Below are 12,983 nucleotides of genomic sequence, written 5' to 3'. Positions count from 1 at the left end.
GGCCCGCTTTCACCCCTTCCAGCTCACCTCGGTGAGGTCGTTGGCCGGGATCGGGGCGTTCTCCCACAGCCCCTGCAGCTCGGCGCTCCACACGCCGCTCTTGGGCAGCAGGAACAGGAACACGTTGACGGCGTCCTCGGCGATCTGCTCCTGGGCCTTCTTGTAGAGCTCGACGCGCTTGGCCTGGTCGGCGGTCGCCGCCAGCTCCGCGTAGATCGCCCTGTAGGCGGGGCTCTTGTAGTCGAAGTAGTAGTCGTCGCGCGCATAGATATCGAGGTCCAGGGGCTCGACATGCGAGATGATCGTCATGTCGTAGTTCTTGCCCTTGAAGACGTCGGAGAGCCACTGGGCCCACTCCATGGGGACGATCTCGACCTCGAGGCCGACGGCCTTGAGCTGCGACGCGATGATCTGGCCCCCGCGCCTCGCATAGTCGGGAGGCGGCAGGACGAGCCTGAGCTTGGTCCCTTCCGCCACGCCGGCTTCCTTCAACAGCGCCTTGGCCTTGGCGACGTCGTGGGGGTACTTGCCGGTGAGGTCCACATAGCCCGGGTCCTGCGGGGCGAAATGCGAGCCGATCGGCTTGCCGATGCCGAACATGGCGCCGTCGATGACGGTCTTGCGATCGATCGCGTGCGACAGCGCCCGGCGCACGCGGATGTCGTCGAACGGCTTTCGGCCGTTGTTCAGCGCCAGGATCGTCTTGCCCTCGGTGTTCCCGACCACGACCTTGAAGCGCGGATCGGCGCGGAACTGGTCCAGGTTCTCGGGCGCCGGATAGATCGGGAACGCGTCGATGTCGCCGGCCATCAGGGCCGCGAAGGAGGCCGACGAATCCCCGATCACCTTGAACACGATCTTGTCGAGCTTGACGGGCGCGCCCCAGTGCTTGTCGGCGCGTGCCAGTTCGACGCTGGATCCCTTGGCCCAGCCGACGAACCGGAAGGGGCCGGTGCCGACGGGCTTCGTCTTGGCGTCCGCCGCGGTGGCGGGCGACAGCATGACGGCCGCCGGCCAGCCGAGGCCGAAGAGGAATCCGCCTGTCGGCTGCTTCAGGCTCACCTTCACGGTGGCCGGGTCGACGACGTCGACGGCCTCGATGGCGGAGAAGAGCGTCTTCTGGGGATTGACGCTGTCGGGCGCGCGGGCCCGGTCCAGGTTGAACTTCACGACGCCGGCGTCGAACGGCGAACCGTCATGGAACGCCGCCCCGGCGCGCAGCTTGAAGACGTAGGTCTTGCCGTCCTCGGAGATCGTCCAGCTCTCCGCCAGCGCGGGCTTGACGGCGCCGGCCCGGTCGATCCGGGTCAGGCCCTCGAACAGATTGGCGTAGACGACCTCGCCGATGGCGGCGGCTGCGCCGGCGGTCGGATCGAGATGGGGCGGCTCCAGGCGAATCCCGACGATGACGTCCTTGCGGGCCGCCGCGAACGCGACGGGCGCGCCGCCCAGGGCGCCGGCGGCGACCATCGAGGCCAGTGAGCCGGCCAGGAAAAGCCTTCGATCGAACAGCATCTGCATTCACTCCCGCCGGTCCCAGAGCCGGGCCGCGCCCGTCCATGCTAGACGCAGGACGGCGACGGCGTCGAGGGGAACGCGGGCGCGGCCGTCACGGGCCCCGTTGCCCGGCTTGCGCTTCGCCCATACGGTGCGGCTGACCGCCGACCGTCTCGGCCTTTCTCCTTCCCGCGCCGGAGCGCCCCATGTCTCTGTCTCTCTTCGACCTCACCGGACGCCTCGCCCTCGTGACGGGATCGAGCCAGGGCATCGGCTTCGCGCTGGCGGGGGGCCTGGCGCGCGCGGGCGCGCGCGTCGTGCTGAACGGGCGGGACGCCGCCAAGCTCGCCGAGGGCGTCGAGCAGCTGGCGAGGGAGGGACTCAACGTCTCGGCGAGCGTCTTCGACGCGACGGATCCGAAAGCCATCGAAGACGCCGTGGCGAGGATCGAGACCGAGGTGGGGCCGCTCGACATCCTCATCAACAACGCCGGAAAGCAGCATCGCGGGCCGGCCGAGGACTTTCCCGACGAGGCCTGGCGCGACATCTTCCGCACCAATGTGGACAGCGCGTTCTTCGTGTCCCGCTCGGTCGGGCGGCGCATGATCCAGCGGCGCAGCGGCAAGATCGTCAATATCGGCTCGGTGCAGAGCGAGCTCGGCCGGCCGACCATCGTTCCCTACACGGCCACCAAGGGCGCGGTGAAGATGATGACGCGGGGCCTGGCCGCCGAATGGGCCAAGCACAACATCCAGGTCAACGCGATCGGGCCGGGCTATTTCGACACGCCCCTCAACGCCGCGCTCGTCAACAACCCGGAGTTCAGCGCCTGGCTGTGCGGCCGCACGCCCGCGGGCCGGTGGGGCAAGCTGGAGGAGCTCATCGGCGCGGCGATCTTCCTGTCGTCGTCGGCCTCCGACTTCGTCAGTGGCCACATGTTGATGGTGGACGGCGGACTGACCGCCTCCGTCTGACGATCGATCTGCATCAAAGGCTGGACAACGAGCCGCATCGGGAGACCTGACATGCCCAAGCCCATCATCGATCCGCCCTACGAGGTCCTGGACCCGCGCGCCAAGGGGCTGTTCAACAAAACCGCCAAGCTGGAGCGCCTCTACGAGGGGTGCCGCTGGGCCGAGGGGCCGGCCTATTTCCCCGCCGGGCGCTACCTGGTCTGGTCCGACATCCCCAACAACCGGATGATGCGCTACGACGAGACGGATGGGAGCGTTTCTGTCTTCCGCGAGCCGTCCAACAACACCAACGGGCATACGGTCGACCGCCAGGGCCGGCTCGTGTCCTGCGAGCATCTGGGCCGGCGCGTGACGCGCACGGAGTTCGACGGGACCATCACGGTGCTGGCCGACCGCTGGCAGGGCAAGCGCCTGAATTCGCCCAACGACGTCGTGGTGAAGTCCGACGGCTCGATCTGGTTCACCGACCCGGCCTACGGCATCGACTGGGACTATGAGGGCGCCCGCGCCGAGAGCGAGATCGGGGCTTGCCACGTCTACCGGATCGACCCGGGCAGCGGGGCCGTGGACATCGTGGCCGACGACTTCAAGCGCCCGAACGGGCTCGCCTTCTCGCCGGACGAATCGAAGCTCTACATCGCCGACACCGGCGCGAGCCATTTTGAGAACGGGCCCCGTCACATCCGCGTCTTCGACGTCCAGGACGGGCGCAGCCTCAAGGGCGGCGAGATCTTCGCCACCTGCACGAACGGCATGTTCGACGGCTTCCGATGCGACGAGGACGGGCGGATCTGGACGTCGGCCGCGGACGGCGTGCATGTCTACGATCCGGACGGGACCATGATCGCGCGGATCAACGTCCCGGAAATCGTCGCCAATGTCTGCTTCGGCGCGCTCCGGCGCAACCGCCTCTATATCTGCGGGACCACCTCGCTTTACGCCTATTACGTGCTGGTGCGCGGGGCGAAGACGTTCTGACGGAGGCGCTCTGCTCAACGCAGCACACGCAAAACGCGGCTAGGCGCGTCCCCCCGAAGGAGGCATAGTTCTCCACTCGGAGCCGCAACAATTAAGCGCGGCCCTGACAAGGGGGAAACGCCATGCTCGACACGACGCCAACGGCGCGCGTGAACGCGATCCTGTCCCGCTTCGACGAGGCCTTGCAGGCCGGGGACATCGACAAGGCCGTCAGCTTCTTCGCGCCGGAATGCTACTGGCGCGACCTCGTCGCCTTCACCTGGAACATCAAGACGCTCGAGGGCCGCGATCAGGTCCGCGACATGCTGGCGGCCTGCCTGGCCCGGACGAAGCCGTCCGGCTGGCGCGTGGCCGACAACGAGCCCGCCACCGAGAATGGCGGCATGCTGGAGGCCTGGATCGCCTTCGAGACCGGCGTCGCCCGCGGCTATGGCCTGGTGCGCTTCAAGGACGGCCTGATCTGGACGTTGCTGACCACCATGGTCGAGCTGAAGGGTCACGAGGAGAAGGCGGGCTTCACCCGGCCGCTCGGGGCCAAGCACGGCGTCAATCCGGGCGCCAAGAGCTGGAAGGAGGAGCGCGAGGACGAGGCGGCGACGCTGGGCTTCACCCGGCAGCCCTATGTGGTGATCGTCGGCGGCGGCCAGGGCGGCATCGCGCTCGGCGCGCGGCTGCGGCAGCTCGGCGTGCCCACCATCATCGTCGAGAAGAACGAGCGGGCCGGCGACAGCTGGCGCAAGCGCTACAAGTCGCTCTGCCTGCACGACCCCGTCTGGTACGACCACCTGCCCTATCTCGACTTCCCGAAGACCTGGCCGGTGTTCTCGCCGAAGGACAAGATCGGCGACTGGCTCGAGATGTACGCCAAGATCATGGAGCTGAACTACTGGACCAGCGCCACGGCCAAGAGCGCCACGTGGGACGAGGCCAAGAAGGAATGGTCCGTCGTGGTCGAACGCGGCGGCCAGGAGATCACGCTGCGGCCGAAGCAGCTCGTCTTCGCGACGGGAATGTCGGGCAAGGCCAACATGCCCCGCTTCAAGGGCATGGAGCGCTTCAAGGGCGAGCAGCATCACTCGTCCCGCCATCCGGGGCCCGACGGCTACGTCGGCAAGAAGGTGGTGGTGATCGGCTCCAACAACTCCGCCCATGACATCTGCGCGGCCCTCTACGATGCGGGCGTCGACGTCACGATGGTGCAGCGGTCTTCGACGCACATCGTCAAGTCGGACTCTCTGATGGAGGTGGGGCTTGGCGATCTCTATTCCGAGCGCGCCGTACAGGGCGGAATGACGACCGCGAAGGCGGACCTGATCTTCGCCTCCCTGCCCTACCGCATCCTTCACACGTTCCAGATCCCGGTCTACGAGAAGATCAAGGAGATGGACGCGGACTTCTACCGCGACCTGGAGAAAGCCGGCTTCAAGCTGGACTGGGGCGCGGACGGCTCGGGCCTGTTCATGAAGTATCTGCGCCGCGGCTCCGGCTACTACATCGACATCGGCGCCTCGCAGCTCATCATCGACGGCAAGATCAAGCTGAAGTCGGGCCAGGTGGAGGAGATCACCGAGCACGGGGTCAGGCTCGACACGGGCGAGGAGATCCCGGCGGACGTCATCGTCTACGCCACCGGCTACGGCTCCATGAACGGCTGGGTGGCGGACCTGTGCGGGCAGGAGATGGCCGACAAGGTCGGCAAGGTCTGGGGCCTGGGCTCCGACACGCCCAAGGATCCCGGCCCGTGGGAGGGCGAGCAGCGCAACATGTGGAAGCCGACCCAGCAGGAGGCTTTGTGGATGCACGGCGGCAACCTGCACCAGTCGCGCCACTACTCGCAGTTCCTCGCTTTGCAGCTGAAGGCCCGCATGGAGGGGATCCCGACGCCGGTCTACGGCCTGCAGCCCAGCCACCACGCATCGTGAAGCCGCTGCGGCGGGTCCGGGGCGGCCCGCCGCAGGTTCGCGCGCAGGCCGCGGGGAATCAGCCCAGCATGGCCAGGGCCTTGCGGAAGAAGTCGCGGCCGCCGAAATTGCCGGACTTGAGCGCCAGCGCCATGCGTCCGCCGTCGGCGGCCAGGGTCCACGGCACGCCGGGATCGATCTCCGGACCGATCTCGAGCATGGAGACGCCGAGCGCGCCCACGACGGCGCCGGAGGTCTCGCCTCCGGCCACGACCATTCGGGTGACGCCGGCGGCCGCCAGGCCCTGGGCGACCTCGCCGAGCAGCCGCTCCACCAGCGCGCCGGCGACGTCGCGGCCGAGCTGGCTCTGGGCCTTGGCCACCGCCTCGGGTTCGGCGGTGGAATAGACCAGAACGGGCCCGCGACCTAGGCGGCCCCCGGCCCAGCCCAGCACGTCGTCGGCCGTCATGCGGCCTTCCGCGATGGCGACCGGGTCGAGCGCGAAGTGCTCCATGCCGGACTCGATCGCCGCCGCCACCTGGCCGCGGGTGGCGGCCGAGCAGCTGCCGGCCAGCACCGCCTCGCGCCCCGCCGGCGCATGGAAGGGGCGCGCCTCGCCCTTGGGGTCCAGCAGGCCGGCCCTGCGGAAATTATCGGGCAGCCCCAGCGCGACGCCGGACCCGCCCGTCAGGAGCGGTTGTCCCGCGAACGCTTCGCCCAGGACGCGCAGATGCGCGTCGGTGATGGCGTCGCCGATGGCGATGCACGGGCTATCCTGGCCCAGCGCCTCGAAGGCGGCGCGCGTCGCCGCCGCGCCCTGCTCCACCACCTGCACGGGGACGAGGCCCACCTTGACCGACGTCTGGCGCTGCAGCACGCGCACCAGGTTGGAGTCCCTCATGGGGGTGAGCGGATGGTCCTTCATGGGGCTGTCGGAGAGGAGCTGGGCGCCGACGAAGAGGTGTCCCTGGTAGACGGAGCGTCCATTGGCCGGGAAGGCCGGGCAGGCCACCGTCCAGCGTACGTCGAGACGCCGCATCAGCGCCTCGGCGACCGGGCCGATATTGCCCTGGTCCGTTGAATCGAAGGTCGAGCAGTATTTGAAGAGGATCTGCCGCGCCCCGGCGCCGACCAGCGCGTCGCAAGCGGCGAGCGACCATTCGACGGCCTCGGCCGCCGGATTGGTGCGCGACTTCATGGACACGACGACCGCGTCGGCTTCCGGCAGGGCCTCCGCCGAGGCGGGAACGCCCACGGTCTGGATCACCCTCATGCCTTCCCGCGCCAGCATCAGGGCGACGTCCGTCGCTCCCGTCAGGTCGTCGGCGATCACTCCGAGCAGCATGTTGCGTTTCTCCGGCCGCAGGCGTTGCAGCTTCGTCCCGCCCGGGCGGAAAGGGAAGCCCTCACCACTTCGCCGCGAAGGCGGCGCGCAAGTCCTGGATCTGGCTTTCGTCCAGCGGCGCCTGGCAGGCGCCGCGGGTCAGGAAGACGAGCCGCGCGGTCTCCTCGGCCTCCTCCAGCGCGGCGCACGCGCCGGCCACCGTCTCGTGCCAGAAGGTCGGCCCGATGCGCGACAGCATCACGCCCCGGCAGGTCGCCACATGGGGCGTCACGAGCCCGACGACGTCCGGGTCGCCCGGCCGCCGGTAGGGAATGAGCGGGATCCGCCCGGCCTTCATGACGTGGTACGGCGTCAGCGGCGGGACCAGGTTGGCGGGGTCGACGCCGGGCGTCAGCGACAGCGCGACGAGATGCGTCGAATGGGTGTGGACCACGCCGCCCAGCGTCGGGTCGGCGTCGTAGACGGCCCGATGCAGCAAGATGGTCTTGGAGGCCCGGTCGCCGGAGATCTGGGTCCCGTCCGGCCCCAGCCTGGCGAGGCGCGCGGGATCGAGGAAGCCGAGGCAGGCGTCCGTCGGGGTGATCAGATATCCGTCCGGAAGGCGCGCCGAGATGTTGCCGGCGGAGCCCACCGTGTAGCCGCGGGCGTAGAGGCTCGCGCCGACGCGGCAGATCTCCTCGCGCAGGCGGGTTTCGTCCGCGCTCACCACGTGAGGAAGGCCATGTCGGGCGACATCGTGAACCTCCACTGGCGCACAGGGCCCGCCATTACGTTGAGGTAATAGAGGTCCACGCCATGGGGGGCGCCCACGGGGTGGTATCCGCGCGGCACGAGGACGACGTCGCCGTCCGACACCGCCATGGTCTCGTCGAGCGATCGGTCGTCGGTGTAGACGCGCTGCAGCGCGAAAGCGGTCGGCTGGGCGAGGCGGTGGTAATAGGTCTCTTCCAGATAGGTCTCGCGCGGGACGTCGTCCGTGTCGTGCTTGTGGGGCGGGTAGCTCGACCAGTGGCCGCCGGGCGTGATCACCTCCACGACCAGCAGGCTTTCGGCGTAGGGCGACGTGTCGGGCAGGATGTTGCGGACATGCCTGACATTGGTCCCGGTCCCGCGGGTCTCCCGGCCGACCTCGTCGGGCGGGATGACGCGCGCCTGCAGAAGGCCCTTGGCCGGCGCGGAGCAGACCGCGATCTCGCAGTCGTTCTCGGCCTCGGCCGACCAGGACGAGCCGGCTGGCGCATAGAGGGACCAGGGGCTGCCCTCGAATGGGCTCGCGCGGCCGCCGATCACCCCGAAGTCCCTGCCGCCGGAGCCGACCCGGGCCTTGCCGGACACCATCACCAGGCAGGCTTCCTCGCCCAGCGTGTCCTTGGCGATCCGGGCTCCGGCGGAGAGCCGGTAAACCTCGAACCCGACATAGCGCCAGCCGGCGCTGGCCGGCGTGACTCGATGCACTGCGCCCTGGGCGTCCGGGGGAGACGGCCTGACGAGAAGATGGGACATGGCGGCGCTCCAGTCTGGTGCGGCGGCGAAGCCTAGCGCAGGCCGGCCTCGGCGAGGGCGGCCCTGAGATGGGCGACGCCCCGCTTGGCGTATTCGAGCGGATTGGCCTTCTCGGGATCCTGCTCGGCTTCGACGACCACCCAGCCGGAATAGCCGGGAAGTTCGCGGAAGACCGACACATAGTCGACCATGCCGTCGCCCGGGACCGTGTAGACGCCGAGCTCGGCCCCCTCCCCGAGGACGGCGTCGAGGAAGCTCCAGCCCTGTGCGCGCGCCTTCTCCATCACGGGGCGGCGCACGTCCTTGGCGTGGACATGGCTGATGCGGCTCCTGTAGCGGCGGGCGAGGGCCGCCGGGTCGGCGCCGCCCCAGGCGGCGTGGCCCGTGTCGAGCAGAAGATGCACGGAAGGGCCGGTTGCCGCCATGAGGGCGTCGATATCGGCCTCGCTCTCCACGATGGTGCCCATGTGATGATGGTAGACCACGCGCACGCCCTCGGCGAGAGTCCGGTCCGCGACCTCGGTCAGCCGCCGGCCGAACCCGGCCCAGTCTCCGGCCGCCATCACGGGGCGGGCCGACAAGGGCCTGGACCGGTCGCCATGGATGGCGTTCGACGTCTCGGCGAAGACGAGCACGGTCGAGCCCATCGCCTTCAGCAGGTCGAGATGAGGACGCAGGCTGCGCATCTCGGCGTCGGCGTCGCGGGTGAGGAGTTCGGCCGAATACCAGCCCGAGACGCACGCCATGCCGAAGGGCGCCAGCGCCGCCTTGAGGGCTTCCGGCTCGCGCGGGAACTTGTGGCCGAGCTCCATGCCTTCGAAGCCGGCCTCCTTGGCCTCGCGCAGGCAGGTCTCGAGCGGCGTCTTTCCGCCGATGTCCTGGAGGTCGTCGTTGGACCAGCCGATGGGGTTCGCGCCGAGGCGGATGGGCATGGGAGTCTCCGGTCTGGTCTGTCGTCAGTCGCCGATGCGCTGGCCGCGCAAGGCCTCTTCATAGCGGGCGCGCGCGTCGCGGACTTCGGCCCGGTCCGAGACTTCCGGAACGGCCACGTCCCACCAATGGCCGCCGGCGTCCGTGGAGGCGAGCGGGTCGGTGTCGATCACGATGGCGCTCACGCCCGGGCGGCCCCGGGCGCGGCGGAGCGCCTCCTCGAGGGATGACAGGCCGTCGACCTTCTCGGCCGCGGCGCCGAGCGAGGCCGCGTGCGCGACGAAGTCGATGGCGGGCAAGCGCTCATGGCGCGCGTCGGCCAGGAGATTGTTGAAGGAGGCGCCGCCCGTCGCGCGCTGGAGCCGATTGATGCAGCCGAAGCCCCGGTTGTCGAGAATCACGATGGTGAAGCTGACGCCCAGCATCACGGCCGAGGCGATCTCGGAGTTCATCATCAGGTAGGAGCCGTCGCCGACCATCACGGTCACGCGCCGGTCGGGCAGCGCCATGGCGACGCCGAGGCCGCCGGCGATCTCATAGCCCATGCAGGAGTAGCCATACTCCATGTGGTAGCCGCCCGGCTCGCCCGCGCGCCAGAGCTTGTGGAGTTCGCCCGGAAGGCCGCCGGCGGCGCAGACCACGACGTCGGAGCGCTCCGAGGTCCGCTGCGCCGCGCCGATCACCTGGGCGTCGCTCGGCAGATCCGCGTTGGAGGCCTGCGTGTAGCGGGCCGCCGTCGGCGCCCACGCCGCCTTCTCGGCGGCGATGCGCTCGCGCCAGACCGCAGGCGATGCGGCGCGGCCCAGCGCGGCGTCGAGGTCGTCCAGCCCCGCCAGGGCGTCCGCCACGAGCGGCTGGGCGCGGTGCTTGCCGGCGTCGAAGGGCTGGGCGTTCAGCCCGATGATGCGCCGCGCAGGGTTCCTGAACAGGGACCAGGAGCCGGTGGTGAAATCCTGCAGCCGCGTTCCGACCGCCAGGATCACGTCGGCCTCCTCGGCCAGCGCGTTGGCCGCGCCCGTGCCGGTGACGCCCACCGCGCCGAGATTGAGCGCGTGATCGTCCGGCAGCGAGCTCTTGCCGGCCTGCGTCTCGACGACCGGGTAGCCGCGCGCCTCGCAGAACGCCCGCAGGCGCTCCTCGGCTTCGCTGTAGAGCACGCCGCCTCCCGCGATGACCAGCGGCTTCTCGGCCTTCGCCAGCAAGGCGGCGGCCGATCTCAGCTCGCCCGCATCGGGACGGCTGCGGCGGCTGGTCCAGACGCGCTCCTCGAACAGGCTGGCCGGATAGTCATAGGCCTCGGTCTGCACGTCCTGGCAGAGCGCCAGGGTGACGGGGCCGCACTCGGCCGGATCCGTGAGCACCGCCATGGCGCGCTCGAAGGCCGGGATCAGCTGCTCGGGCCGCGTCAGGCGGTCGAAGAAGCGGGACACCGGGCGGAAGCAGTCATTGGCGCTGACGGTGGCGTCCGAGAAGGATTCGATCTGCTGCAGCACGGGGTCGGGACGGCGCGACGCGAAGACGTCGCCGGGCAGAAGGAGCACCGGCAGGCGGTTGACATGGGCGACGGCGGCGGCCGTCACCATGTTGGTCGCGCCCGGCCCGATCGAGGTGGCGCACGCCATCATGCGGCGGCGCCGCGAAGCCTTGGCGAAGGCGATCGCCGCGTGCGCCATCGCCTGCTCGTTGTGCGCGCGGAAGGTCGGCAGGCTCTCTCGCGCGCCATGCAGCGCCTCGCCCAGGCCCGCGACGTTGCCATGGCCGAAAATGGCCCAGACCCCGGCGAAGAGGGGCGTCCTCGCGCCATCCATCTCCACCTTCTGAGCAACCATCGCGCGCACGAGCGCCTGCGCCATGGTGAGCCGGATGGTCGCGGTCATGGGCGCCTCCTTCGGCATGTCTAGGATGTCGTCCGACGATCAGGATCGCCGGCGTGGCGCCACGCCGTCATGGGGCCGCGCTCCGCCACGCCTGCACGAGGCGGCCGAAATTGCCGGCCATGGCGGCGACCGCCGCCTCGTCGTCCATAGCGCCCGCGAGCCAGGCCCTCGCCGGTTCGGCGAAAATGGTGCGTCCCACCGCGAAGCCCTTGACGCGCGGGCAGGAGGCGGCGAGCCGGAAAGAGCGGGTCAGTTCGGCCTCGGGCGCGTCGAGTCCGAGCAGCACGATCCCCCGGCAGAGCGGGTCGTTCGCGTCGATGACGCCCGAAATGGCGGCCCAGGCCTGGGCGTCGGGCTGGGACTCCAGCTTCCACCAGTCGGGCCTGACCCCGATCTCGTACAGGCGGCGCATGACGGCCGCGGTGCAGCCGCTGTCGAGCGGGCCATGCTTCGACGCGATGATCTCCACCAGCAGCTCGCGGCCGACGCTGCGGCAGGCGTCGAAGATGCGGCGCAGCTCGCGCTCCTGGCGGCGCTTCATGTCGCCGGGGTCGTCCGGGTGATAGAAGCACAGCACCTTGGCGGTGTGCGTGACGGGCCATTCGGCGAGGTGGGCGCCCAGCGACGCCATGCCCTCCACTTCGAGGTCGAGCGGGCGGGAGCCCGGCTTCTCCACCGGCCTACCGATCCAGAAGCCGTGATCGGCGGCGCGAAACAGCGCCTCGCGGCCATAGCCGCCGTCCAGCAGCATGCCGAAGCCGGCCTCGCCGCGCGCCACCTGGGCGGCGGCCCGGACGGCCAGGACCTTGAACGCGCTGATCCGCTCGCGCGGCGCGCCGACCTTGTCGGCCATCTCCTCCAACTGGGCCCGATGGTCGATCGCCAGCGCCATCAGGACGTCGGGCTGCGGGCGGCGCGTCGTCGACCAGTGAATGTCGTTGAGGACGCCGTCCTTGCGCAGCGCCCGCTCCGGCGAGCCGTGGGCGAGGAAGTGCTGCAGCTCGCGCCAGGTGGGGTATTCGGGAGCGCACATCAGGCGCGACACCGCGAAGGCGCCGCAGGCGTTCGCCCAGGCGCAGCATGTCGCGATCGGCTCGTCCATCAGCCAGCCGCGCAGGAACCCCGCCATGAAGCCGTCCCCAGCGCCGAGCACGTTGTAGACCTCGACCGGGAAGCCCGGGCCTTTCTCGCCGTCCTCGATGTCGTCCGGGATGCCGCCGGCGAACACCACGCAGCCCATCGGACCGCGCTTGCACACGATGACGGCGGACGAGAGCGCCCGCACCGCCCGGATGGCGGCGAGCGTGTCGGTGGTCCCGCCGGCGATGTGCAGCTCCTCCTCGGTGCCGACGATCAGGTCGCACTCGGGCAGGACGTCCTGGAGCATGCGGGTGACCTGGTCGGAGCCGATATAGCGCTCCTCGCCCGCGCCGTGGCCGGCCAGACCCCAGAGGTTGGGGCGGTAGTCGATGTCGAACGCCACCCGGCGGCCATGGCGACGGGCGAGCCGCATGGCCTTGCGCTGGGCCGCATTGGCGTTGGCCTTGGAGAAATGCGTGCCGGTGACGACCACGGCCCTGGCCGACGCGACATAGGCCTCGTCGACGTCGCTTTCGTCGAGGGCGCCGTCGGCGCAGTCGGTGCGGTAGAAAATCAGCGGGAAGCTCTTCTCGTCGCGCACGCCCAGCACGACGAGCGCGGTCAGCCGGTCCGGATCGGTGCGGACGCCCGCGGTGTCGACGCCCTCGCGCTGGAGCTGCTCGCGGATGAAGCGGCCCATATGCTCGTCGCCGACGCGGGTGATCAGGCCGGGCTTCAGGCCGAGCCGCGCGACCCCGATGGCCATGTTGGTGGGGCTGCCGCCGACGGCCTTGACGAAATTCGCCATGTCCTCGAGCCGGCCGCCGATCTGCTGGCCGTAAAGGTCCACGGACGACCGGCCGATGGTGATGACGTCGAGGGTCGGCTCGCTCATGGC

10 protein-coding genes are annotated in these 12,983 nt (G+C 70.0%); 3 read left to right on the top strand and 7 right to left on the bottom strand.

What is annotated here, in order from left to right; genetic code table 11:
* Positions 1 to 9 precede the first annotated feature (9 nt).
* Positions 10 to 1,515 (bottom strand): ABC transporter substrate-binding protein, encoded by a 1,506-nt coding sequence (locus ACYVO7_RS09085; protein WP_460449496.1) that lies wholly within the window; start codon positions 1,513 to 1,515, stop codon positions 10 to 12.
* A 188-nt stretch (positions 1,516 to 1,703) separates the two neighbouring features.
* Here ACYVO7_RS09085 and ACYVO7_RS09080 point away from each other — a divergent pair, with 188 nt between their 5' ends.
* From ACYVO7_RS09080 to ACYVO7_RS09070, 3 genes are all read left to right on the top strand, one after another.
* Positions 1,704 to 2,471, top strand: coding sequence for an SDR family oxidoreductase (locus ACYVO7_RS09080; RefSeq protein ID WP_460449495.1), 768 nt, complete (start codon positions 1,704 to 1,706; stop codon positions 2,469 to 2,471).
* Between the two features lie 51 nt (positions 2,472 to 2,522).
* Positions 2,523 to 3,449: an SMP-30/gluconolactonase/LRE family protein gene (locus ACYVO7_RS09075; protein WP_460449494.1), complete on the top strand. Its 927-nt coding sequence runs from the start codon at positions 2,523 to 2,525 to the stop codon at positions 3,447 to 3,449.
* 122 nt (positions 3,450 to 3,571) lie between these two features.
* Positions 3,572 to 5,371, top strand: coding sequence for an NAD(P)/FAD-dependent oxidoreductase (locus ACYVO7_RS09070; protein WP_460449493.1), 1,800 nt, complete (start codon positions 3,572 to 3,574; stop codon positions 5,369 to 5,371).
* A 58-nt stretch (positions 5,372 to 5,429) separates the two neighbouring features.
* On the opposite strand, the gene otnK is transcribed toward ACYVO7_RS09070, so the two are convergent.
* The 6 genes from otnK to ACYVO7_RS09040 form a co-directional block, all read right to left on the bottom strand.
* A complete protein-coding gene (gene otnK / locus ACYVO7_RS09065) occupies positions 5,430 to 6,695 on the bottom strand; it encodes a 3-oxo-tetronate kinase (protein WP_460449492.1) in 1,266 nt (421 codons plus the stop codon).
* A 61-nt stretch (positions 6,696 to 6,756) separates the two neighbouring features.
* Positions 6,757 to 7,401, bottom strand: coding sequence for a 3-oxo-tetronate 4-phosphate decarboxylase (gene otnC, locus ACYVO7_RS09060; RefSeq protein ID WP_460449491.1), 645 nt, complete (start codon positions 7,399 to 7,401; stop codon positions 6,757 to 6,759).
* Positions 7,398 to 8,198 carry a 5-deoxy-glucuronate isomerase gene (gene iolB / locus ACYVO7_RS09055; protein ID WP_460449490.1) on the bottom strand — a complete coding sequence of 267 codons (801 nt, stop codon included), beginning with the start codon at positions 8,196 to 8,198 and terminating at the stop codon, positions 7,398 to 7,400. The genes otnC and iolB overlap by 4 nt, the downstream gene beginning before the upstream one ends.
* A gap of 32 nt (positions 8,199 to 8,230) precedes the next feature.
* On the bottom strand, positions 8,231 to 9,130 hold the full coding sequence (iolE, locus tag ACYVO7_RS09050; RefSeq protein WP_460449489.1) for a myo-inosose-2 dehydratase: 900 nt from the start codon (positions 9,128 to 9,130) through the stop codon (positions 8,231 to 8,233).
* Positions 9,131 to 9,154: 24 nt separating this feature from the next.
* On the bottom strand, positions 9,155 to 11,005 hold the full coding sequence (iolD, locus tag ACYVO7_RS09045) for a 3D-(3,5/4)-trihydroxycyclohexane-1,2-dione acylhydrolase (decyclizing) (RefSeq protein WP_460449488.1): 1,851 nt from the start codon (positions 11,003 to 11,005) through the stop codon (positions 9,155 to 9,157).
* Positions 11,006 to 11,072: 67 nt separating this feature from the next.
* Complete coding sequence (locus ACYVO7_RS09040) at positions 11,073 to 12,980, bottom strand: bifunctional 5-dehydro-2-deoxygluconokinase/5-dehydro-2-deoxyphosphogluconate aldolase (protein WP_460449487.1); 1,908 nt, start codon at positions 12,978 to 12,980, stop codon at positions 11,073 to 11,075.
* Positions 12,981 to 12,983 lie beyond the last annotated feature (3 nt).

It is taken from the genome of Alsobacter sp. SYSU BS001988, assembly GCF_054796215.1.
Note: the sequence above shows the minus strand (reverse complement) of the source record. Positions and strands in the feature narration are given on the sequence as shown.